This window comes from Nocardioides sp. AE5 (assembly GCF_031844485.1).
In the GTDB taxonomy this organism is placed as follows: domain Bacteria; phylum Actinomycetota; class Actinomycetes; order Propionibacteriales; family Nocardioidaceae; genus Nocardioides.
This window is the reverse complement of sequence record NZ_JAUZVI010000002.1, coordinates 399,706-422,805: the sequence shown is the minus strand read 5'-3', so window position 1 is coordinate 422,805 and position 23,100 is coordinate 399,706. Positions and strand designations below refer to the sequence as shown.

17 protein-coding genes are annotated in these 23,100 nt (G+C 68.4%); 7 read left to right on the top strand and 10 right to left on the bottom strand.

Annotated elements, in window-relative coordinates; all coding sequences use genetic code 11:
- Positions 1-84: 84 nt before the first annotated feature.
- Both Q9R27_RS05145 and Q9R27_RS05140 read left to right on the top strand, forming a co-directional pair.
- Positions 85-594 (top strand): ABC transporter transmembrane domain-containing protein, encoded by a 510-nt coding sequence (locus Q9R27_RS05145; protein WP_311251265.1) that lies wholly within the window; start codon positions 85-87, stop codon positions 592-594.
- On the top strand, positions 554-1,363 hold the full coding sequence (locus Q9R27_RS05140; RefSeq protein WP_311251264.1) for a DUF6318 family protein: 810 nt from the start codon (positions 554-556) through the stop codon (positions 1,361-1,363). The genes Q9R27_RS05145 and Q9R27_RS05140 overlap by 41 nt, the downstream gene beginning before the upstream one ends.
- Before the next feature lie 42 nt (positions 1,364-1,405).
- Here Q9R27_RS05140 and Q9R27_RS05135 read toward each other — a convergent pair whose 3' ends face one another.
- Entirely contained in the window at positions 1,406-3,346 is a 1,941-nt protein-coding gene (locus Q9R27_RS05135; protein ID WP_311251263.1) for a cation:proton antiporter, read from the bottom strand.
- A gap of 52 nt (positions 3,347-3,398) precedes the next feature.
- Between Q9R27_RS05135 and Q9R27_RS05130 the strand changes: the two genes are divergently transcribed.
- Positions 3,399-4,670: an AMP-binding protein gene (locus Q9R27_RS05130; RefSeq protein ID WP_311251262.1), complete on the top strand. Its 1,272-nt coding sequence runs from the start codon at positions 3,399-3,401 to the stop codon at positions 4,668-4,670.
- Positions 4,671-4,707: 37 nt separating this feature from the next.
- Positions 4,708-6,141, top strand: coding sequence for an HNH endonuclease signature motif containing protein (locus Q9R27_RS05125; protein ID WP_311251261.1), 1,434 nt, complete (start codon positions 4,708-4,710; stop codon positions 6,139-6,141).
- An 83-nt stretch (positions 6,142-6,224) separates the two neighbouring features.
- On the opposite strand, the gene Q9R27_RS05120 is transcribed toward Q9R27_RS05125, so the two are convergent.
- The 3 genes from Q9R27_RS05120 to Q9R27_RS05110 all read right to left on the bottom strand — a co-directional run bounded on the left by Q9R27_RS05120 (position 6,225) and on the right by Q9R27_RS05110 (position 9,611).
- Entirely contained in the window at positions 6,225-6,890 is a 666-nt protein-coding gene (locus tag Q9R27_RS05120; protein WP_311251260.1) for an SIMPL domain-containing protein, read from the bottom strand.
- 179 nt (positions 6,891-7,069) lie between these two features.
- Positions 7,070-8,566 (bottom strand): 30S ribosomal protein S1, encoded by a 1,497-nt coding sequence (gene rpsA, locus Q9R27_RS05115; RefSeq protein ID WP_311251259.1) that lies wholly within the window; start codon positions 8,564-8,566, stop codon positions 7,070-7,072.
- A gap of 199 nt (positions 8,567-8,765) precedes the next feature.
- Positions 8,766-9,611 carry a hypothetical protein gene (locus Q9R27_RS05110; protein WP_311251258.1) on the bottom strand — a complete coding sequence of 282 codons (846 nt, stop codon included), beginning with the start codon at positions 9,609-9,611 and terminating at the stop codon, positions 8,766-8,768.
- Positions 9,612-9,681: 70 nt separating this feature from the next.
- Here Q9R27_RS05110 and Q9R27_RS05105 point away from each other — a divergent pair, with 70 nt between their 5' ends.
- A complete protein-coding gene (locus Q9R27_RS05105) occupies positions 9,682-10,482 on the top strand; it encodes a class I SAM-dependent methyltransferase (RefSeq protein WP_311251257.1) in 801 nt (266 codons plus the stop codon).
- Positions 10,483-10,516: 34 nt separating this feature from the next.
- Here the strand turns inward: Q9R27_RS05105 and Q9R27_RS05100 are convergent, their stop codons facing one another.
- A complete protein-coding gene (locus Q9R27_RS05100) occupies positions 10,517-11,416 on the bottom strand; it encodes a DUF3068 domain-containing protein (RefSeq protein ID WP_311251395.1) in 900 nt (299 codons plus the stop codon).
- A 129-nt stretch (positions 11,417-11,545) separates the two neighbouring features.
- The gene (locus Q9R27_RS05095) at positions 11,546-12,289 is read right to left on the bottom strand and encodes a class I SAM-dependent methyltransferase (protein WP_311251256.1); all 744 of its coding nucleotides are present in this window, start codon (positions 12,287-12,289) and stop codon (positions 11,546-11,548) included.
- 95 nt (positions 12,290-12,384) lie between these two features.
- Between Q9R27_RS05095 and Q9R27_RS05090 the strand changes: the two genes are divergently transcribed.
- Positions 12,385-13,458, top strand: coding sequence for a glycosyltransferase family 4 protein (locus Q9R27_RS05090; protein WP_311251255.1), 1,074 nt, complete (start codon positions 12,385-12,387; stop codon positions 13,456-13,458).
- Positions 13,459-13,548: 90 nt separating this feature from the next.
- Here the strand turns inward: Q9R27_RS05090 and Q9R27_RS05085 are convergent, their stop codons facing one another.
- From Q9R27_RS05085 to Q9R27_RS05075, 3 genes are read right to left on the bottom strand one after another with little or no spacing between them, the layout of a single operon-like run.
- Positions 13,549-13,698 (bottom strand): hypothetical protein, encoded by a 150-nt coding sequence (locus Q9R27_RS05085; RefSeq protein WP_311251254.1) that lies wholly within the window; start codon positions 13,696-13,698, stop codon positions 13,549-13,551.
- A complete protein-coding gene (locus tag Q9R27_RS05080) occupies positions 13,695-15,407 on the bottom strand; it encodes a hypothetical protein (protein WP_311251253.1) in 1,713 nt (570 codons plus the stop codon). Before Q9R27_RS05080 ends, Q9R27_RS05085 begins: the two co-directional genes overlap by 4 nt.
- A complete protein-coding gene (locus tag Q9R27_RS05075) occupies positions 15,392-21,208 on the bottom strand; it encodes an alpha-(1->3)-arabinofuranosyltransferase family protein (protein WP_311251252.1) in 5,817 nt (1,938 codons plus the stop codon). The genes Q9R27_RS05080 and Q9R27_RS05075 overlap by 16 nt, the downstream gene beginning before the upstream one ends.
- Before the next feature lie 52 nt (positions 21,209-21,260).
- Between Q9R27_RS05075 and Q9R27_RS05070 the strand changes: the two genes are divergently transcribed.
- Entirely contained in the window at positions 21,261-21,980 is a 720-nt protein-coding gene (locus tag Q9R27_RS05070) for a class I SAM-dependent methyltransferase (protein ID WP_311251251.1), read from the top strand.
- Here the strand turns inward: Q9R27_RS05070 and Q9R27_RS05065 are convergent.
- A complete protein-coding gene (locus Q9R27_RS05065; protein WP_311251250.1) occupies positions 21,974-23,059 on the bottom strand; it encodes a hypothetical protein in 1,086 nt (361 codons plus the stop codon). The genes Q9R27_RS05070 and Q9R27_RS05065 overlap by 7 nt on opposite strands.
- Positions 23,060-23,100: the final 41 nt, after the last annotated feature.

The window sequence follows — 23,100 nt, the reverse complement described above, 5'->3', positions numbered from 1 at the left end:
CCAGCGTAACCGATTAGGTCGATTCCCTCATAGTGAGGTATCCTCACTACATGAAATGAACTTCCATGAAAGGGGTGAGTGCACATGCAGAACCCCATGGACACCAACAACCGCTCCCGCGGATCCCGCCTCGACCCCGCCGATCGGCGCCAGCTCGAGGACTCCCCCGTCAGCCTGCGACGCATCCTGCGCCTCTTCAGCCCCTACCGGGCCCGCCTGCTCGTGATCGTCGCCCTCATCGTCACCAGTTCCGTGATCGGACTGGCCCAGCCCTTTCTGGTCCGCCACGCCATCGATGACGCCCTGCCCCGCCAGGAAGTCACCCTGCTGCTGTGGCTGGTCGGCGGGATGATCGGCGTCGCGGTGGCCAGTGCCGCCATCGGCGTGGTCCAGACCTGGATGTCGACCACCGTCGGCCAGCAGGTCATGCACCGGCTCCGCAGCGACCTCTTCGCACACCTGCAGCGCCAGCCGCTCAGCTTCTTCACCCGCACCCGCGGCGGCGCCGGCGATGTCACCGTCGGCTCCGGTTGCGCCGAGTACGTCCACGTCGGTGGGGGTCGAAGAGTTGCCGGCCGACGAGGTGGAGCCTGAGGAGTTCGTACGTGCATGGGTGGAGGCCTTCGCAGCTGGCGCACTGAGTGGCGACACGACCGAGATGCGTGCGCTGAGCAGCGGCGAGTGCTTTACCTGCAACTCGTTCGCGAGCTCAATCGAAGACGTCTACGCGGCGGGCGGCCGGATCGAAGCAGACGGAGCCTACGCGGTCCTCACCTCAACCGAGGAGAGGGAATCCGAGAACTCGACCACCGCAGAGGTTGTCGCGAATATCCATCTGGGCCCCGGGCAGAGTTGGGAGAGCGCTGGAGCCGACCCTGTGGATTTCGAGTCAGACAACGAGTGGTCCTTCTTCCTGATCATGGAAGAAGGGTCATGGCGTGTTCGCGACATCGGAGTCGACCACTTGCCGGCTGACGAGGTCCAACCGGAGGAGCTCGTGCGCGCGTTTGTCGATGCTTATGGTGCAGCGATCAGCAGTGGCGACACGTCGAGATTGCAGGAGCTGTCCCTTGAGTCATGTGAGGTGTGCGCAGATGTCATTGAAGAACTCGATGACATCTGGGGCGCGGGTGGGAAGACAGAGTTCGGCCAGGTACCCCTGGTCGTTCAGGGGCAAGTGGCAACGTCGCCGGACGATGCTGATGACACGGTCGTCACCTTCGAGGCGCGTCGGTCTGCAGGCACGACGACCATGGCGTCGGGCGCCGACCCGATCTCGGTCCCTGCCGTCACCGAGACATGGATCTTGCAACTCGTGGTCACCGATAACAGGTGGCGCATCAAGGATTGGCTGGTCGAATGACAGCGCGACTGGCCCGGGTTCGGCTCGTCTCGACCGTTGCCCTCAGCTTGTCGACGGCGGCGTGACCTCGTCACGCTCGCGGACCAGGGCCACCACGGTCACCCCCGAGCGTGGTGGCTTCGACCCGGAGTGGAGCACCGTCACTTCACCGTCGCGCAGGGTGAACATCAGCACGGTCTCCTCCCCGTAGTGGGCCAGGAAGGCGTCCAGGTCGAACTCCTCGGTGAGCCGGGTCCGCTTGACCTGCATGCCGCTGGCGACCAGCGAGGCCATCTCCTCGTGGGTGCGTGAGGGCAGGAAGACCGACTGGGCACTGAGGTGGCCCGCGGCCTGGCGGCGGCGGTCACGCCGTACGTCGTTCTCCTCCGTACGCCGCACCTGGTAGACGCCGGCACGGCCGAGCACGTGGGCGAACTCGCGAGCCGCGGTGGCGTTGACCTCGTCGGAATCGGTGCAGGCGATCAGCGAGCCCATCCCGGCCAGGTCCATGTCCTTGACCGCGTAGTCGCTGAGGATGTTCGCGGTCTCCGTGGTGAGCCCGGCCATCCGCGCACGGGCCAGCTTGGCGTAGTCACGCGAGACGAGCAGCGTGGTGATGCCCTGCTCCTCGAGCATCTTGGCCGCATCGACCACCCACTGCTGGCCGCCCACGAAGATGATGCCCTGCGGCGTGGTGCTGGCCAGGCCGAGCCTCTCGGCGAGCCGGCCGACGCCGAGGCCATAGATCGCGACCGTGCAGACGATCACGATGAAGACCAGCGGCACCATCTCGCCGGCCTCGGTGGCGAGGCGGGAGAGTTCCTCGGAGGTAGCCAGCAACTCCTGGGCCCGCTCCCCCGAGGCGTCCTGGGCCGCGGCCGCCGCCGACTCGGCCGCGTGGGCGAACTCGAGGGCGAAGATGCTGGTGACCGCCGCCGCGACGATGCCGCGCGGCGCCATGAAGGCGAGCAGGCGCTTCTCCTCGCTGGTGACCTTGGTGCCCCACAGGCCGAGCGCGATGCTGACCGGGCGTACGACGACCACCAGCAGGGCCAGGAAGACCAGCGCAGGGACCGCCACGTCCGCGAGCTGGCTCGGTGAGATCCGGCCGGCCAGGACGATGAAGAGGATGCCGACCAGGAGCACCTGGAGGTGCTCGCTGAACTCGGCAACGTGCTCGAGGTGGAGGCGCGGCTGGTTGCCCAGGTAGACGCCGAGGACGGTGACGGTGAGCAGGCCGCTCTCAGACTGTACGGCGTTCGACCCCACCATCGCGCCCACGGCCGCGGCCAGGAAGGTAACGCCGTGCAGGAAGTCGGGGATGGCGTGGCGCAGCATCAACTGCGTCAGGGTCCAGCCCAGGACCAGCGCGATGCCGAACGCGACGACGATGGTGGCGCCCAGGGTGAGCACGATCTGGCCCACCGCGTCCCCTCCGCCGCCGGCCAGGACGCCGGTGAAGACCAGCACCGCGAGCACGGCACCGATCGGGTCGACCACGATGCCTTCCCAGCGCAGCAGCGAGGCGATCCGGCGGGTGGGTCGCAGCGAACGCAGGATCGGTGCGATCACGGTGGGGCCGGTGACGACCAGGATCGCCCCGACCAGGAGCGCCACTTCGAAGGCGAAGCCGACCAGGAGTGCTGCCGCGGTGATCAGTGCCCACGCCACCAGCACGGTCACCGAGCAGAGCCGCCACACCGGCTTGCCCAGGTCACGGACATGGCGTAGGCGTAGGGAGAGCGCGCCTTCGAAGAGGATCACGCCGACCGCGATGGTGACCCCGCCGAAGAGGACGTCACGACCCAGCACGTCCTCGGGCGCGATCACCTGGCCGAGCCCGAATCCGATCAGGAGCAGGATCAGGATCGACGGGAGTCGCACCTGCCAGGCGGCCCATTGGGAGACGACCGCCAGGACCACCACGATCGCGAGGTATTCAGCCGGGCCGACACCCGCCAGGGCGTCGAGGATTGTTCGCCAGGTCTCGGACACGAGCGACACGCTCCCGCATCCTCCTCGTCGATGGCAAGCCAGCGTTTGGCAGGATGCGGCCATGGCGCCACCGCAACCAGCACGTGCTGTCCCCGCCACGGGCGACCGGGTGGCGCTCCTGCTCCCCGGCTCCGCGGCGTACGTCGACCTCGTGCTCGCCCTGCTGGCCCAGGGCATCATCCCGATCCCCCTGGATCCCCGGCTCACTGCAGGCGAGCGGGAGCGGATCCTGGCCGGCGTACGTCCGCACCTGGTGCTCGAGGATCCCGCGGCCGCCCAGGAGCTTCTCGCCTCACTGCCCCCGGCGGCGCGACGTTCCCTGCCCCGTGCCCGGCCGATGCACGTGACCAGCGGCACCACCGGTACGCCGAAGGGTGTCTACAGCGGTGTGCTGGACGAAGCCGCCGCCCAAGCACTGCTCGCCGAGGAGCGTGACCTGTGGGGGTTCGCGGCCGACGACGTGAACCTCGTCCTCAGCCCGCTGCACCACTCGGCGCCGCTGCGCTTCGCGATGGGCACCCTGCTCGCGGGCGGTGAGATCGTGGTGCCGGGGCCGTTCGACCCGGAACGGGTGACGGCAGCGATCCTCGAGCATCGTCCGACGACGATGTTCTGTGTCCCGGTCCACCTGCAACGGCTCTTCGCCCACTGGGACGAGGTCGGGGTGCCGGACCTGTCCTGCTTCCGGCTGGTCGCCCACGCCGGCGCGGCCTGTCCCCCGGCCGTCAAGCACCGGATGGCCGCACTGTTCCCGCAGGGCAGCACCTGGGAGTTCTACGGCTCCACGGAGGGCCAGTTCACCGCATGCAGCACCGAGGAGTGGCTGAACCGCCCCGACACGGTGGGACGCGCTCGCCCGGGGCGCACCCTCTTCGCTGACAGCGACGGGTTGATCTGGTGTGCGGTGCCCGAGTATGCCCGCTTCACCTACTTCGATGATCCGGAGAAGACCGCCGCCGCCTGGCGTGAGTCGGAGGCCGGTCCGGCCTTCACCGCGGGCGATCTGGGGCGCCTCGACGACGAGGGTTACCTGTACCTCGACGGGCGGCGCGAGGACCTGATCATCACCGGCGGGGTGAACGTCTATCCGGTCGAGGTGGAGAACGTGCTCAGCCAGGCACCTGGCGTGGACGACATCGCGGTCTATGGCGTGCCCGATGACGAATGGGGCCACCGGGTGGTGGCCGCCGTCGTCGGCACGGCGACGCCGGAGGAACTGGACCGGTGGGCACGCGAGCACCTCTCGCCGCCCAAGCGCCCCAAGGAGTACGCCGCCCTCCCAGTGCTGCCGCGCACGCTGACCGGGAAGGTGCTGCGCCGCGAACTGGGCTGACCTGAGTTGTGTCGGGCCCCTCTGATGGACTGTTCGCATGATCGATACCGACGCATCGCTGGCCCCGTTCGAGGTGGATGACCTCGACGGTGACGTGCTGCTCGATCTGATCTCCGACAACACTGATCAGGAGTGGCGGGCCGAACGTCGCCGGCTGCGGCTCGCGTATCAGCTGTGCGTGACGCATCCGGCGGTGGAGGCGGATGCAGCGTCGTGGGCGGACGGGATCCCGGACCTGGCTGGTTACACCGACACGCTGGGTGGCGAAGGAACGCCGGAGGTGGCGGCGTTCACGGTCGAGTTGTGGGCCACCGCCGCCGGTGTCTCCACGTGGTCAGCCAAGCGGACCCTGACTGCCACGCTGGATCTGCACCACCGCCTCCCGCACACATGGGCCGCTGTGGAGGAACTCCGTATCCCCGGTTGGAAGGCGTGCCGGGTGGCTGAGGACACCAACCGCCTCTCCCTCGAGGCAGCGACCTGGGTGGATGAGGAGTTGGCACGGCGGGGGACGTGGGGGTTGCCGACCATCGAGAAGACCATCAAGACCGCGATCGCGATGTTCCACCCCGACCTGGTCAAGAACAACGGACTACCGGACCGTGATGACTGGGACGTCACCGTCGACCACACCGCTGGCGTGGACGGCACCAGCCGCCTCGACGCCATCGGCGACAGCGTGGACCTGGAGAAGTTCCACTCCCTCCTCGCTGATGAGGCAGCCACGATGGGCCGCCTCGGCGACACCGACACGCTCGGGCAGCGGAAGGCGAAGGCGCTCGGTGTGTTGGCGGACCGGCAGGCGACCGCGGACCTGCTGGGCTTGCTCGACAACAGCGGCACCGCCAGCGGCAGCGGCAGCAGCAGCGGCGAGACTGGCCACGGCGCGGGCGAGGACCCCAACAACCCGGCCGGTGGCCTGGTGCACCCCGTCACCGGCAAGCCCGTCACCCGACGCCGCTCGTACCTGAAGACCCGCCTCTACGTACACCTCACGCTGACGGATCTCGCCACGATGGCCGGCGCGGCTGCGGATGGTCACGTCGCCGCGACGAACCTCTTCGGCACCGTCCACCTCGACACCCTCACGACATGGCTACAAGCCCTCGGCACCGACGCCCGCGTCACGCCCGTCATCGACACCAACCGCGACTGGTCGGTCGACCACCACGACCCACCCGAAACCATGCGCGAACAAGTGATTCTCCGGGATCGCCACTGCGTCTTCCCGTGGTGCACCACCGACGCCCGCAACTGCGACCTCGACCACATCGAGCCCTACGACGAACACGGCCCACCCGACCAGACCAGGCCCGACAACCTCGCGCCGCTCTGCCGACGACATCACCTGGCCAAGACCCACGGAACCTGGCGCTACGTCCGCAACCGCGACGGCACCTACACCTGGACCAACCACACCCACACCTGGCTCGTCACCCATCACGGCACCACCAGCCTTACCGACCCCTGAACGTGCCGCCCCTGACCCTGGGAGAACCATCCTCCCGGGGTCACCGGCATGCCTACAGGCTCCAGAGGCCAGCGCCTGCCGCCTCAGTCCGTGGCGAACCGTCCGTCGACGACGGCGCGCACCACGATGTCCTCCGGGACGAAGGAGAAGTCGGGGCTGTCCGATGGCATTGCGGCCCGTGCGGCGAACGCCATGGGTTGGTGGCCGTCCCGGCCTTGGCCGTCGAGCATCCCGGCATCGGCCAGGTGGATCGGCCGCACTGCCCCGAGCGCCAGTGCATCGGCGTACCCCTGGGCCCTGGCCAGTGCATCACGTACGGCATCGGCGCGCACCTCGGCTTCCAGGCTCTTCTCGTCCTGCTCGGCCAGCGCCCAGTCAACGCCGTCGACCGCGACGCAGGGCACGTCAATGACCCCGCTGATCCACTGTCCCAGCGCCACGAAGTCGATGAACCGGACCTGCAGCGGAACGCTGGCGTGGTGCACCGGCGGCAGGCGCTCACCCTCCGGGTGCCACGGCCGGTTCGACCAGGTGCGCAACTGGGCCTGGGAGAACCAGGTGACCGGACCAGCCTCGGGATCGTGCAGTGCGGTGATCGTGGCCACCACCTGCTCCAGCGAGCGTGCGACGGCGTCGTGCGCCACGCCGGGCTGGTCGTCCTCGGACGCGATCGTGAGGCGTACGGTCGCCTGCTGTGGCGGCGTACGACGGGCCGCCTCGCCGCGCACGGTGAACTGGGTGGATGCCATTGCCTGCCCTTCCTGCTCAGCCCTGGGGAACACCAGGGCCCGGAGGCACAGACAGTAGCGCTGCGGTGCCCGGTCCGGAGCGTTGGCACCATCAGGGCAGCCACAATGCGGCGAGGCCCGCCCCACCTTGTGGTGGGACGGGCCTCGTGCCTTGCTGTGATCAGCTGATCACCGGGCGATCAGTTGCCGCCGGTGAGCTTCTCGCGGAGCGCCTGGAGAGCCTCGTCGGAGGCCAGCGAGCCGCTGGACTCGGCGGGCGCCTGGCTGGCGTCCGAGGAACCGCCGCCGCTGGAGTACGAGGTGGCCTCGCCAGCCTCGGCCTCGGCAACCTTCGCCTCGGCCTGCTGCTTGACGTGGGCCTCCCAGCGGGCGTGCGCCTTGGCGTACTGCTCTTCCCACGCGGCGCGCTGCTCGTCGTAGCCCTCGAGCCACTCGCCGGTCTCCGGGTCGAAGCCCTCGGGGTAGATGTAGTTGCCCTGCTCGTCGTACGACGCGGTCATGCCGTAGAGGGTCGGGTCGAACTCCTCGGCGTCCGCAGCGGCCGTGGTCTCGTTGGCCTGCTTCAGCGAGAGCGAGATCCGGCGACGCTCGAGGTCGATGTCGATGATCTTGACCATGACGTCGTCGTTGACCTGGACGACCTGCTCCGGGATCTCCACGTGGCGCTCGGCCAGCTCGGAGATGTGGACCAGGCCCTCAATGCCCTCCTCGACCCGGACGAACGAACCGAACGGCACCAGCTTGGTGACCTTGCCGGGCACGATCTGGCCGATCTGGTGGGTCCGGGCGAAGTGCTGCCACGGGTCTTCCTGGGTGGCCTTGAGGGACAGCGAGACGCGCTCGCGGTCCATGTCCACGTCGAGCACCTCGACGGTGACCTCGTCGCCCACGGTGACAACCTCGGACGGGTGGTCGATGTGCTTCCAGGAGAGCTCGGAGACGTGCACCAGGCCGTCGACGCCACCGAGGTCCACGAAGGCACCGAAGTTGACGATCGAGGAGACGACACCCTTGCGGATCTGGCCCTTCTGGAGCTGGGTCAGGAAGCCCTGGCGAACCTCGGACTGGGTCTGCTCGAGCCAGGCACGGCGGGAGAGGACCACGTTGTTGCGGTTCTTGTCGAGCTCGATGATCTTCGCCTCGAGCGTCTGGCCGACGTACGGCTGCAGGTCGCGCACGCGACGCATCTCCACCAGCGAGGCGGGCAGGAAGCCGCGCAGGCCGATGTCCAGGATCAGGCCGCCCTTGACGACCTCGATGACCGAACCCTCGACGACGCCGTCCTCTTCCTTGACCTGCTCGATGGTGCCCCAGGCGCGCTCGTACTGGGCGCGCTTCTTGGACAGGATGAGCCGGCCTTCCTTGTCCTCCTTCTGGAGGACCAGGGCCTCGACCTTGTCGCCAACGGAAACGACCTCGGACGGGTCGACGTCGTGCTTGATCGACAGCTCGCGGGAGGGGATGACGCCCTCGGTCTTGTAACCGATGTCGAGGAGCACCTCGTCACGGTCCACCTTCACGATGGTGCCGTCGACGATGTCGCCATCGTTGAAGTACTTGATGGTCGCGTCGATCGCGGCGAGGAATTCCTCTTCCGAACCGATGTCGTTGACTGCCACCTGGGGGGCGTCGCTGTTCCAGTCGGTGCTGGAAGGGGTGGAGATGGTGCTCGTCATAGGGGAAATGATTCCTTGGATGGATGGGATCGTGCGGAAACGCGACAAGTCCTTGTTCCGCTGATCTGCCTCCGGCGCCGGTCGAGTGCGAGCGGTCCGGGAGCGACAACGAGCGAGAGTCCACTCCGTATGGGACGCAGGCAGACTTGAAGCGCAACCTAAAGATTACGCGCAGCCGACGGCTCACGTCCAACCGGGATCACTCCCCTATGCGCTGCCACCCTCCCTCAGGCGTTGCCGGCGGCCTGGTGATGCCGGTCAGTCCATAGTTCTGGGAACGGCGAGGCACCCGGTCCACCCCCAGGTCCGGGAACAGGTCATCGCGCACGAAGAACGCGTTCACCCCGGCCAGGTCGGTGTGCGCCAGCCGATATCCCTGCCGGGCAGCCACCACCTCCAGCGCGGCCAGGTTCGCACCATAGGCACCGGTCCCGTCCCAGCCCCGGGTCGGCTCATGCGGCTGCGCCACCGGAGCATCCACCCAGACCCCCGAGTTGTATTCGACGATCACCACGCGCGGGCGGAACTGGTGCAAGGCATCCCAGACATAGAGGTCGTTGCCGTCGATGTCGATCGAGAGCAGGTCCGGCTCCTCGGGAACCCCGGCTGCGGCCAGGATCGCGTCGAACCTGTCGGCGGTGACGAACTCATGCAGCGTCGACACCGCGGTGCCGTCGTATTTGCGCTGCAGGTGCTCGAAGTCGTCCCGGTCCGCCTCGATGAAGAGCCCACTCCAGCCGAGGACGTCGGCGAGCAGGACACAGTTGCCCTCCACGCCCGTCTGGATGCCGAACTCGACGAAGAAGCGGTTGGTCACCCCGATCCGGTTGAAGATCTCGACGATGACGCCGTCCTCACCGTTCTGTGAGAAGACCTTGAACTCATGGGGCGTCAGGTCACCGGCTTCGAAGAGTGACGGATCGGCCCGCTCGACGAGGGTACGCATCCGGGCCAGTCGACGGTCCACCTCAGGTGGGCGGTGGATGGCAAGGGCATTCAGGATGCCCCTGGCACGACGACGTACCGGCCCTCCCATGGCAAACATGGAGGTCAGGCTAGCAGCGGGAACAGTTGGCCCGGGCGCCTCCGCCACCGGCGGGGACTAGACTCCCGGCGTGAACAACCTGCAGGTCCTGCGGGTGCCGGTCGACGAAGAGACCTCGCGTCACGCGAACCGTCGGGACTGGGACCGCTACGCCGATGAATACCAGTCCACGCACGGCGAGTTCCTCGGGGACGCCGGTTTCGTCTGGGGCCCCGAGGGCCATACCGAGGCAACCATCCAGGTCCTCGGCGACGTCCGCGACAAGGACGTCCTCGAGGTGGGCTCGGGCGCCGGGCAGTGCTCGCGCTGGGTGCGCTCCCAGGGGGGTCGCGGGTTTGGCCTGGACCTGTCCGAGCGGCAACTGCAGCACGGCCTGCGCATCGACGACCAGACCGGCATCGCGGTCCCCTCGGTCTGCGGCACGGCGACCGCGCTCCCCTTCCGCGACGCCTCCTTCGACATCGTCTTCTCGTCGTTCGGCGCGCTCCAGTTCGTGGCAGACATCGCCGACGCCGTGAGCGAGGTGGCACGGGTGCTGCGCCCGGCCGGGCGCTTCGCCTTCTCCGTCACCCACCCGACACGCTGGATGTTCCCCGACGACCCCGGCGAGGAAGGACTGGTCGCCTCCCAGTCGTACTGGGACCGTACGCCGTACGTCGAGGTGAATGACGACACCGGCGAGGTGGCCTATGTGGAGCACCACCGGACCATCGGCGACTGGGTCTCCCTGCTCGCCGACGCCGGGATGTCACTGGTCCGGTTCGACGAACCGGAGTGGCCCGAGGGCCACGAGCGAGTCTGGGGCGGCTGGTCGCAAACACGCGGGCGGCTCACCCCGGGGACCGCGATCTTCGTCGCAGTCCTGCGGTGAGCCGCCCGCGTGCCGGTCGGCTGACGGGCCGGGGTCAGGCCTCGACTGACTCCTGGCGAACTCGCACCACACCGAACGCAATGAGGCCGAGCCCGAGCAGCAGGAACAGCAACGGGATCCAGGTCCGGACCAGGCCGAGCATCGTGGCCAGGCTGCCGTAGGTGTCGGCGTTCTCCTTGATCGTCTTCGCGTCGAAACCGGTGTCCACGTCGGTGGTGACAATCTTGTCCTCACCGTTGTAGCGGATGGTGTTGTGCTGCTTCTCCGAACGCTTGATCACCACGCCAGTGGCCGGCTCGACCCAGAGCGTGCGGACGTTGGAGTAGGTCATCTCGGCGGTGAGGGTCTCGTCGCCGACCTCGCCCAGCATCTCGGCAGGCAGGTCGATCGTCGAGGTGACCACAGGCTCGATGGTGTGCTGGAACATGTACGTCTCCAGGCCCTCGACCTTCTCGGTCTTCACATACTTGATCGGCACCGCGTCACCGACCGAGTCGTCCCACCACTGGTAGGTCTTCTTCTCGGTGCGGAAGGGGAACTTGACGAGCAGGCCCTTGCGGCGGACGTTCTCGCGCGCACCCTCATCGCTCTCGATGTATTCGCCACAGCAGTTGACTGCCTCGCCAGTGACCTTGTCGAAGGCGATCTTCTCCACGCTGCGCGAACGGATCACGCCGTCGGCGCTCTTGGTCGAACTGGTCGTGATCCAGACAACGACGTTGTCGGGCGCCTTTTCGGTCGCGTCGATGTCGCCCACGGTCTTCGCCGTGGTGGTCAACTCGGTCTGGATCTCCTCGAGCTCACCGGTGTCGAACACGGTGGCATTCGGCCCGACCAGGGTCGAGACCGAGTTCTGGTCCACCGGCGCAACGGCCACCTTGTCGTAGGCATAGAAGCGCAGCAGTACCGCGGCCACGAGGCAGAAGGCTCCCACCCCGAAAAGGATCTGCGTTGTCTTTCCTCGCACTTTCGTGCTCCTCCCAAAGCATGATTTGTGACCCGTGTCTCCCACACGTCGCGCTGACACTACCAGCAAGTCACCTCGGTGGCGGTCACGTGCGCGTCACGGTTTGCGGCGCAGCACCAGCCACAGGTTCCAGGTCAGGAATTCGCGCAGGACCGGGATGCGCAGCAGGAAGCGGCTGATCGGCGGCAGGTAGCGCGGTCGCTCCTCGACCAGTTCGAAACCGGGCTGGTTCCGCGCCCAGCGCAGCCCCTCGGCCACCGAGGCGGCGTACATCGACTCACCGAAGACGTTCTTGGGTGGCCGGCCGTGGCGGCGCTGGTAGCGACGGGCCGCCCGATGGCCGCCCAAGTAGTGCCACGGCGAGGTCTCGTGGCCACCCCACGGCCCCAACCAGGCCGTGTAGGACAGCACGACGTACCCACCCGGACGGACCACCCTGGCCATCTGGTCACTGACCGCGGCCAAGTCCGGCACGTGCTCGAGCAGGTTCGAGGAGAACGCAATGTCCACGCTGGCATCGGCCAGCGGGCTCTGCTCCGCGAGGGCCTGGATGGCACACGGGTCCTGGGTGCCGTGCAGGCGCAGTTCGTCGTACGAGGCATCGATGACAACGCTGGTGGCGCCGTGCTTGCGGAACTCAGCGGAGTAGTAGCCGGAGCTGCCCCCGAAGTCGGCGACCACCCGGCCGTCGAGCTCCATGTGCTTGCGCATCAACTCGACCGTGTCCTCGGCGATCAGCGAATAGAAGCCGACCGGATCCGTCTGCTCGGTCAGGAAGGAGCGGAAGAGGCGGACCGAGCGCGCCCAGTTGTCGCGCCACGCAGGAGTGATGGAAGACACCCCGCGGATGTTACCGTTGAGTCACGCTTACCGGGGAGGGACACCAGGTGCGCAATTGGAGGGACCGTCCGAGGGACGGAAGAAGGCACGTCGCCATGCTCAATTGGCGCGATCCGTGGCACCCCGAGGGTGGTGGCTCGGAGGTCTACGTGCAGCACATTGCCGAGGAACTCGTCGGCGCAGGCATGCGCGTCACGGTCTTCACGGCGCACTATCCGGGCGCGCCGCGGTGCAGTGAGCACAACGGCGTCACCTACGTACGTCGTGGCGGTCGATTGAGCGTCTACCTGAGGGCCGCCTGGGCCCTGGCCACGCGTCGCCTCGGGAAGGTGGACGCCGTCCTCGAGGTCCAGAACGGGATGCCGTTCCTGGCCACCCTGTTCACCAAGGCACCGGTCACCGTCCTGGTGCACCACGTGCACCGGGAGCAGTGGCCCATCTTTGGTCCGCGCGTGGCGCGCATCGGCTGGTTCCTGGAATCCCGGGTCGCTGTCCGGGCCAACCGGGCGAATCGCTACGTCGCCGTCAGCAGCGTGACCCGGGACGAACTGGTCGAGCTAGGTGTCGACCAGCACCGGATCAGCATCGCCTGGAACGGCCAGCCGCCGGTGCCGGCGTACGTCGATGCCGGCCCTGCCCCGGAGCCGACCCTGGTCGTGCTGGGGCGCCTGGTCCCCCACAAGCAGGTGGAGCACGCGATCGAGGCCGTCGCCGCGCTCCGCCCGGACTTCCCCGGGCTCCGCCTCGTCATCATGGGCTCCGGCTGGTGGCACGACGAGTTGACCCGCCGGGTCGCCGAGCTCGACTTGGGAGATGCGGTGGCCTTCCTCGGGCACGTGGACGAGGAGACCAAGTACGCCGTCCTGTCCAGCGCCTGGGTGCACCTGTTGCCCTCGATCAAGGAAGGATGGGGCATCTCGGTCATCGAGGCGGCGCAGACCGGCGTGCCGACGGTGGCCTATGCCAGTGCCGGCGGCGTCCGCGACTCCGTCCTGGACGGGGTGACCGGCACGCTGGCCCACGACCGGGCCGACTTCAACGCCCAGGTGGCGCGCTTGCTCTCCGACGAGGAGCTCCGCTCCGAAATGGGCGCCAAGGCCCGGCACCGCGCTGGGCAACTCACCTGGCGCGCCAGTGCCGAGACCGTCGCCGAGGCGCTCGACAGCTGAACGGCGGCGCCATTGCGGGCCTGCTGACAGTGCCCGAAATCGCAACGACCGCGCTGGCCAGTCCGGCCAGCGCGGTCGCGTTCCGACGCATCACTCGTCGGCGTACGTCACGTTGCTCCCGTTGACGATCTTCGGCACGGATGCCTTGTCCGTGGAGATCGAGCCATAGGCGCTGACACCGCCGATCACGACGATGGCGCCGACAACTGCCCCGACGACCGCTCCGAAAATGTTGTTCATCCGTGCCCTCCGCGCGTTTGATGATTCTCCCTGCCGTGAGTATACGCACGCCAGGTCCGTCGCAACGACATCCCGAACATTGCCAACCCGAAGAGCGCCGAGACGACGCTGGCGGTCACGGCCGCCGGTGCCCACTGCGACGTACGAGCGGGTCCGTCACCACCAACCCGGACCAATGCGAGTCGGTCGCCGCGATGGACCACCTCGCCCGGCGGCAAGGTCACGTCCCCCGGACCCTCCACGTGGACCAGGGCCCAGGCGATCCCCTCCTCCTGCAGCACTGCCGCCAACGCCGACGGAGAGTCACCGGCGGCGCGGATGCGGGCGGCGAGCGGGTCCTCCCCCGCCACCGTGCCGCCGCGCACGACCAGGGCGTCGTCGATGACCACCTCCCCGGGGAAGAAGCGTGGCGCCGGGTCCAGCACCGCCTTGTCGGCATTCCAGTCGAACCGGCGGTAGAGGGAGAACGGAAGCACGACCGTGCGTTGGGCCTCCGCCCCCTGCTCCTGCATCACCGAGCGCACCTGCTCCCACTCGGCCGGGTATTGGACCGGCGCGAACTTCCCCAGGAGCCCCCAACCGAGACCTGGCAGCACCAGGACGGGGAGCACCGCGAGCGCCACGAAGGGCACTGGACCCGCCCCGGCGATGCGTTCGCGGAGCCAGTCCATCCCGTAGGCGATCCCCACCGCAGCGGCGAGCGCCACCAGGGCCACGAACTTCTGGGAATCCCGGATCAGCCCGCCACCGGGCACCTCCCCGACGAGCCACCTTGCCACCTGCTCCCCTGCGGCGAACGTGGGCAGCAGGGCAAGTGCCAGGCCGAGCATGGTCGCCCCGGACAGGGCAATCGCCGTCCAGTGCTCGCGCCGGCGGAGCACGAACAGGCCGACCAGGCCCGCGGCCACCACCGCCAGGCCGGCGCCGCTGAGCAGGAGCGAGCCACGCCCCGGAGCATCGATCGACTCCTTCCACATCCCGCCCAGTCCAAGCACCGAGCCCGGCACTCCCCACGGCGTGTCGGCACGGGCGGCGAAGGCGTCGACGCCGAAGCCGTCCGCGACGCGGACCCGGGAGTTCACCATCCCGGGCACCAGCCAGGGCAAGTTCGCCAGCACGACGGTTGCCAGGGTGCCGATCAGGAGGCGCGGTGAGGGGAGCAGGAAGAGGAGGGCGACTCCCGCAGCCAGGACTCCACCTGTGGGGCTGGACCAGGCGGCGACCAGCAGGGACAGTGCCAGGCCGGGCCAACCTGCTCCTGTGCCGGCGCGCAGGTCGCGGGCCCCCTTCGCCACCCACGGCAGCGCGGCGTACCCAACGAGCAGCGCCCAGTGCCCGATGGCCAGGCGCCCGTAGACGAACGGGTTCCAGACGAAGAGCACCATCGCTGCCAGGCGGGCCACCTGCGAGCGGTCCCCCACCAGGCGGGCGGCGCCCAACCCGGCCCCGAAGAGCGTGAGGAAGAGGACCAGTTTCTGGACCAGGCTGCCCGGCAACGCCCAACCCAGCAGGGAGATCACCGCGTCCGACGGAACCGCTCGCGGCACGGAACCATCGGCGCCCAGCCAGGTCGACTTCCAGGGCTGGTCGGGGACGAAGACCATGTCGCCCACCAGGACATAGCCGGGCAACAGGATCGCGGGCCCCAGCGCCAGCACCGCCAGGACCGCAGCAAGGGCAGCGTCACGAAGGTTCAATCGTTCGGCCACGGCGTCCCCACGGTTGCTTGGGTGATGCAGACCCCCGTCGTCGAGTCACTGGTCCAGGCCTCCAACGGTCCAGAACTGACCGGGAGCATGAACCACATCGCCCCTGCGCCTGAGGGGATGTGCAACGCCTGGACCGTGCCGCCGAAGGCGACGTTGACGACTGCTTCGGTGCCACTGATGTATTCAAGGTGCACCACGCGTGGATACCTGGGCCAGGACAGGTCCGCGATCCTGCTCGGGCTGCCCGAGACCGCCCAGGAACAGTCCCCGATGGGCCGTGGCAGCAGTGGTTCGTGCTCAAGGAGGACGATCGGCTGGATGCGCCCCTCTTCGTCCACGATCCGAAGGTCGCTGGAGGGTTGGGCCACTCCGCCCGGGCGACCCACGGCGCGCAGGATGCCCGCGAGGTCGGTGCTGACAGTGACCTCGACCGGGATCCGCAGCGCGACCAACGATGCGTGTGGATACCGCTCGAGGTCCCCGGCCAGGTTCGACACATAGGAGCGGGACGCCCGGTGCTGGACCTCCGGGGCGATCAGGTGCGTGGTCACGAGGAGGCTGGTCAGGAGGACACTCGTGGTGACCAGGGCCAGGCCGGGATCCCACAGCCGGGCGGATGATCGCCACCTGATGCGCCTGCTGCCAGGCGGGACGAAGGCAGCGCAGAGGCCGATGGCGACCACGGGCAACGCATCGGTGACGTAACGCGGATCGCGCACCAGGAGGAACAGGAAGTCAGCCCGCCCCAGGAAGAGCAGGAGGACATCTGCGGCGACGAAGCCTGCGATCAGGATCCAGCCCGCCATGGCCGTGCGACCACGCATCCATACGCTGGCCAGGACCAGGAAGACCACCAGTGCCAGGACCCCGCTGGCGATCACCAGTGGAGTCTCCGGATAGATCGTGCTCGCGCTTCCCCGTGTCGACCACGGGGCGCCGACGAGTCCCGGGAGCAACATCCGGAACACCATCTGGTCGATGGTCGACCAGAGTCCCCGGGTACGCGCCACCTCCCCGGCCCCATCGCCGCCGATGACAGACAGGTAGATGGCGACGTACGCCGTCAGGACCACCGCGTGCCCAGCCCACCAGTGCCTGAACTCGACGAGACGTCGCCATCTCGCACGCCATCCCAGGCCTGCGCACAGCACGAGCAGGTCGAAGGCGAGGAGGAGCGGCAGGAGCAGGGCGGCCTTCTCCCAGAAGAAGAGGCCCGTCGCATGCGCGAGAAGGCTTCCGGATCCCCACCAACGCCAGCCCGGCGCGTGACCGCGGAGACGCACCCAGCAGATCAGCAGGCCCAGCATGCAGATCTGGAGTGGATAGGCCTGGATCCCGGCCGCCCACCACGTGGTTGCGACGAGGCCCAGCGGGGTGAAGAGGTAGACCACGAACGGCACCAGCAGCCACCAGGACCGGCGGAACGTCAGCCGGACCACGTGCCACAGCAGCAACGAGGCGATCGCCTGGAGGACGACGAGCGAGGCGACCGCGATGCTGAACGACGTCGTCGCCTCATGTCCGAGCATCCAGATCAGGAGGTACTGCCCGATCTCGACGTGGCCGCCGTGGTCGCGCACCAGGTAGTCCGATCCGAGGCCGAACTCCTGGAGCAGGGAGAGGTGCAGGAAGTCGTCGTGCCGGAAGTAGGAGTCCTTCGCGACTGCCACATGGACGGCAGCCTGAAGTCCGACCAGGGCGAGGGCGGCGCCCCCCAGCCAGTCCCAACGAGGACGCCGTATCCGGATCGGGAACTTGCGGAACGGCTTCGCCGAGCGCACCACGGTGCCCAGGAGCAGTCCGGCACCCAGCGCGGCCAGTCCGTTCGGCAGGAGTCCCGGGTCGATCCGGCCGCTGCGGGACAGGGCCACGACCGCCACCCCGCTCAACGCCACGCTGGCCGCTCCTGCGACCCGGAGCAGTGCGGGTCGTGGTCCCCAGCGGCCTGCCATCCACCCGAGTGCTGCGATCGGTCCACCGGCCAGGAGCAATGCCCCGCCGAGCGTCCAGGCAACGGCGCCTTCCCAACGCCCCGGACGGATCGCTGCATCAGGGATCGCCACCGCGGCCCGTCCCGTTCGATACTCCCGAAGTGCTGCCCACGCCGCTGCGAGCAGCAACAGCGCACCGAGCACGAAGCCGATGAGCAGGCCCCATCGGTAGGAGCGGTCCGGGACGAACTCGAGGGCGACTGTTCCGCTGGCCCCGGCTGGTACGACGTACCCCTGTTGCCAGCCGTCGATGATGATCGGAGCCAGTTCCTGCCCGTTCATGGTGGCCCGCCACGCGGTGTTGTGGATCTCCGGCACGCGGAGGATCGCTGCATCGCCTGCACTGATCCGGACCCTGCGATGGGTCGCCTCCCACTCCACGACCTGCATCGTGCGCTCCGCCCCGGCGCCCTTGCTGTTCGCCGATGCGACCAGTCCGAGGCCAGCCGATACGTCCGAGGCGGTGTTGCGCCACGCCAGTGCCGTGGGCGTGAACTGGACTGTGGGATCGACCCGGACCCGGTGGGTGCCGGCGGGCAGGGTCACTGCGCCTGCATCGCACACCGCCCAACGGAGACCGGTCCCCTCGAGGAGGTCGCGGACAGTCCCGGACACCTCGGTCTGGAACGGTTGGCCATCGACCCAGACCAATGGCCCCAGCCCGCAGGTGGCGCCGGTGGGCCACGTCGGGTCCGGTGCATGACGAACGATGTCGAGCCCGTCCAGGAGGAGCTCCCTGGCTCCCATCGGCCGGTCCTCCTCGGACGAGACCTCTCCGCGCTCGAGAACGAGGCTGATGCCGCCCTCTGCCTCCAGCGGTTCGAACGAGCCCGTCCCGTTGAGGTCGACCCGCCTCGTCCCGGCCGCGGAGGTGATGGTTGCCCAACGCGGACGTATCGCGCCGGGTGGGGGCGCAATCCGCAGGCGGGACAGCACCTGGCCGCCCTTCCACGTGAGGGTGAAGTGCACCTCGTCCGCGCTCGACTCCGCCAGCCAGTAGGTCTCGTCGTCACCGTCGACGGCATGGACGGCGGCAACGCTCGGGTCGCCCCTGAGCGTGCTGTCCGCGACCGCGGAGACCGTGTCCTCGCCGAGCGGCTGCAGCAGCGCAGCAGCGCCAGGACCGAGGGTCGCAACCACCGTTCCGTCCAGGCGCCAGGACTGGGTGCTGGTCGTGGTGAAGGTACGGTCGATCGTGCCGTGGTCCTCGGGGATCCTCGCCCGGTGCTGGTCGCAAGCAAGGCCTGCGGTGGTGTGTTGGCACGCCTTCACCGGGGATGCGGTCCGCATCAGCAGGTCTGCACCGGGCGCAATCGACTGCGGCATGACGAAGGTACGTCCGGGAACCACGCCCGGGATCTCGACCTCGAAGATGCCGACCCGTCCGACTTCCGGGTCGCCTGCCGCTGTCCGGACCACCTCGATCCCGATCCGTGAGGCCGGCTCCGCGACCGGCACGGCGAGCACTCCGTCAGCGGGCACCGCCCAGACCTGGCTCCGGTCGTCCATCGTGATCCGGGCCCGGGTCACCGCTGTGGTGGCGCCACTGGAATCGAAGCGAACCACGACCGCCCCGGACCGGACGGGCACGTCCATCGTGAATTGGAGTCCCTGTCCCACCGGGCGGGTCAACCACGCCGACCGCCATGCGGTCTCCAACCGGCCGTCGAACGCCGCGGCTGGCCCTTCGTCGGGCCGGAGCCCGCCCAGGACGTCGACATAGCCTTGTGACGAGGTCGCGCTCACTTCGACGTCCGAGACGTACTCAGCGGTGACCAGGGCGACGCCGTCCACTCCGGGGTAGTCGTCGCGCACCCGGCCACTGCGGGCTAGTTCATCCTTCGACATCGTCTGCCCGACGGCGTCCTGGATCCGTCCGAACTGGCGCTCGACCCGACGCATGCCATCACTGGCGATCCCGGCTCCCCCTGGCGTCACGAGGATGGGCTCGTCCCCCACCAGGCCCAGGTCGACGGCGGCCAGGACGTCCTCGGGGGCGCCGTCGAGACGGATCGCGTCGTCTAAGGGCACCAGGACCGGGGCCGCGCTGGCCCCGGTCACTTCATAGATCTCGACCAGTGCCTGGCCGGACTCGGCACTTCCGTACGAGGCCGCTCGGCGGATTCCCGGGCTTGAGGACAGCGTGGTTGCCGCCTGTTCCGGGCGTACCGCGTCCGTCGCGGCAGGGTCGAGGTCCCGGCGCAGCACCACATGGGTGATACCCATCCGGCGCAGCATCGCAGCAAGCGCGTCACTCCGCTGGCCCGCAGAGATTCGTTCCTCGAGGTCGACCAGGACCCGCGCCGCAGGCCCGGCCATCATCAGCACCTGACTGCGGGTGACCCATGCGGCGTCGGTGGCCTGGATCGGCTCGTCGATGGTCCACCCCCAGGTCTGCAGACCGAATCCTGAGCCCGGCGTGACCAATGCCCTGGCGTCTCCCTGCGCATCGAGATAGTTGGCCGCCTGCGACCAGGCGTCTGGTGTCGCCTTCCAGCCGGGCGTTCGCAGGTCTCCGGAGAAGAGCGGCCCTCCAGAAGCGAGGACCATCAGGACCATCGCCATGAAGAGGCCACGCCCGGCCAGGGACCGCCGTTCCAGAGCAGCCGGGGTCGTGCCGGAGCGGCGCTCCAGCTCGCGGGCGACCAGGACCGCGGCATGGCCCACGCCCAGTGCCAGCGGGAAGCGGACGAGGGCATCAACCTTGTGGACGTTGCGCAGCGGCGCCAGGACGCCGTCAAGAAGTCCCCGGACGGTGCCGTCGACCAGCGAACCACCAGTCGCGGCGCTCCCCGCGACCAGGCAGAGCGCGCCGACGACGACGAGGGACACGAACGCTCCGCGATGCGGCATCCTGTGATGCGTCACGCCGTAGCAGCCCACACCTGCGATCAGTCCCCCGATGATGACCAGAACCGGGTTGGTGACGAGCGTGTGGGCTCCCGGCCACCAGGCAATGCCATTGACCTCCGCGTAGGCGACCCAGTGATCGGTGCCGCGGAGTGCGTTCGACCAGCCCGTGCTTCCTGTGGTGGCAGCCGCAGTCTCGATGAAGTCGAGGAACGGCGGGCTGTACTTGCCCAGCAGCAACAAGGGCACCATCCACCATGCGGTGGCCAGGAACAGTCCCAGCGCCCACCATCGCGCGAGGCTGCGACCGTCACGACTTCGCAACCCGAGCACGATCACGCAGAACCCGGCAGGCAACATGGCCAGGGTCCCGACCGCATTGACCCCACCCATGCCCAGCACCGCCACTGCTGACAACAGGCCTGCCGAGGCTGGCCCGAGGCGTCCTCGACGGGCCAGGACCAGTGGCAACACCATCCACGGCATCAGCGCTACAGGGAGGACTTCGCCGGTGATCACCCCCGTGGCACCGAGCAGCCTCGGTGAAAGGGCATAGACCAGTCCTGCCAGCACCCCTGCGTACGTCGGAAGGCCCAGGGCCCGCGCGACGTAACGCACCCCCTCATAGGCGACGACCAGGAGGAGCGCACTCCACAGGCGCTGGGCGATCCAGTCCGGCACCCGGAACCAGTCGAGGACCAGGAACCAGGTGCCGTGTGGGAACAGATACCCGTAGATCTGGTTCTGCAGCGTGCCCATCGCGATGTCCGGGTTCCACAGGTGGAGTGCACCCTCGAGCAGGCCGCCGGGCGATTCGGTCAGGTCGTACTTGGTGTCGAAGGTGGTGCGTCCGGGTTGTTGCAGGAAGGATCCGAGCACGAGGAGCACCCAGAACCAGCGACCGTGCGCGAAGGTCCGTCGGGCGTCGATGAGATCCCTCCCAAGATCACGGGCCACCATGTCCAGTAGGGTGCCGCCGGAAAGTGTAACCGTCCAACTGATTGGCATCCCTGTGACCGGAACCCCCGAGGCAGCCGACTTCGACCGCGTTTGGGAAGCCGCCGACGGTATCCCCGGCTGGCTCAAGCCGGGTCAGGCAAGGATCCTCTGGGACGAGGCCGTCTCCCTGCCCGCCGGAGCCACCGTGCTCGAGATCGGGAGCCACCAGGGTCGTTCCACCGTCGTCCTCGGTGAGGCACTGCGGCCGACCGGTGGCACGGTGATCGCCGTCGACCCGTTCGTGGAGGGGCGCCTCTTCGGTGGGACGCCGACCCGGGACAAGTTCGAGGCGAACATCGCGGCCAACGACCTGGGCGGAGTCGTCGAACTGGTCGCGGACTACAGCACTGCGTTGCGTCCGACGTGGACACGCGGCTTCGACATGCTCTACATCGACGGCAAGCACGACTACTGGACGCTCTCCGACGACCTGCACTGGTCGGTCCACCTCCCCGAGGGCGGAGCGATCGTGATCCACGACTGTTATTCCTCGATCGGGGTGACCCTGGGCATCCTGCGCCACGTCCTCTTCTCGGACCGCATCGTCTATGAACGCCGCAGCGACTCGCAGGCGCTCTTCCGGATTGGTCGACCGACCCGGCGCGACCGGCTCCGGATCCTGGCCGAAGTGCCGTGGTGGCTACGCAACGTGGCGATCAAGGTGCTGCTACGACTGCGGCTGCGGCCGATCGCCCGCCTCGTCGGACATGACTCCCCCTACGACCCCTACTGACCGGGGTTGGCCCGGAGCTGATCCACCACCATCGTCAGGAGTTCATCCACTTCGGTCGGTCCGAACCACCCCCGGCGCACCCTGAGGGTGACCCCGGTCCCGGACCTCGTGCCGACCAGACCGACGGCGACCCCGGCAGGTCCTGCCGGTGCTGGCCACAACCGCGCCCTCGTCACGCCGGGGTGATCGATCAGCCCGAGGTTGGAGACCAGGACCGTTGCGCCGAGCCGTCCCTCGAGCACCTTGACCGCCCGGCCCACGAGGCCGGGTTCGGCGCGGGCCGGGAACTCCGGCTCGGGCTCAACCCCACGCATCACCTCGCGGGCGTCCTGCGCCGACCAGATCCGGTCGGCACGGAAGCGAGCGAACGCAGTATCCCTGGTTGGGGTTGGCGTGGGGGTTCCCGGCCGACGCGACAATCCCATGGAGACGACCACACGGCGCCCACGCCGAGATGGATCCCGCGTCCGGTTCCAGTCACGGAGTGCAGCGACCGTAGCGCTCACCAGCGATGCGGTGTTCACCTTGCCTGCGGAGCCCCACGAATGCCTGAGATGATCCCCCGGCTGTCCCTCGGTTCCCGAGGGTGCGAATCGGGCAGGCGGACGAAGCAATGCCTCCAGCACCCGTTGCACCGAACGGGACACGAAGTTGTGCGGCTCGGAGTTGCGTTCGATCCCACGAGCCCCGGTCGTCAGGGGAAGGCCAGTCACGACTGCCGCCACTCCAAGCATTCCCAAACCGTCACCGGCGCCATGATGCATGGCCACGACGAGATCCCGTCCGTCGTCCCCCAGCGCAACCCGCACCAAGGGATCGTGGTCGCCGTAGGGCGTGTTGGCGAACCCTTCCTCGATTCCGTTGAGCTCGTCCGGTCCGACACGGACCAACTCGGGTTGCCGGCCAAGGTCCGGGTAGGCCCGCACGAGTTCGACGAGCCGCTCGACGACCTGGTCACCCTGGAGCGGGTCGGCCAGGCGCAGGGTCAGCATGATGCTCCACGTCAGGTCGGTGTCGCCGTAGAGGCCGACCACCTCCCGTGCTCGACGTACTGCTGGATCCACTGCCGCTCCCGTCATGGCGCCAACCCTATGTCGCACGGGAGCGCCCGTGCGGACGT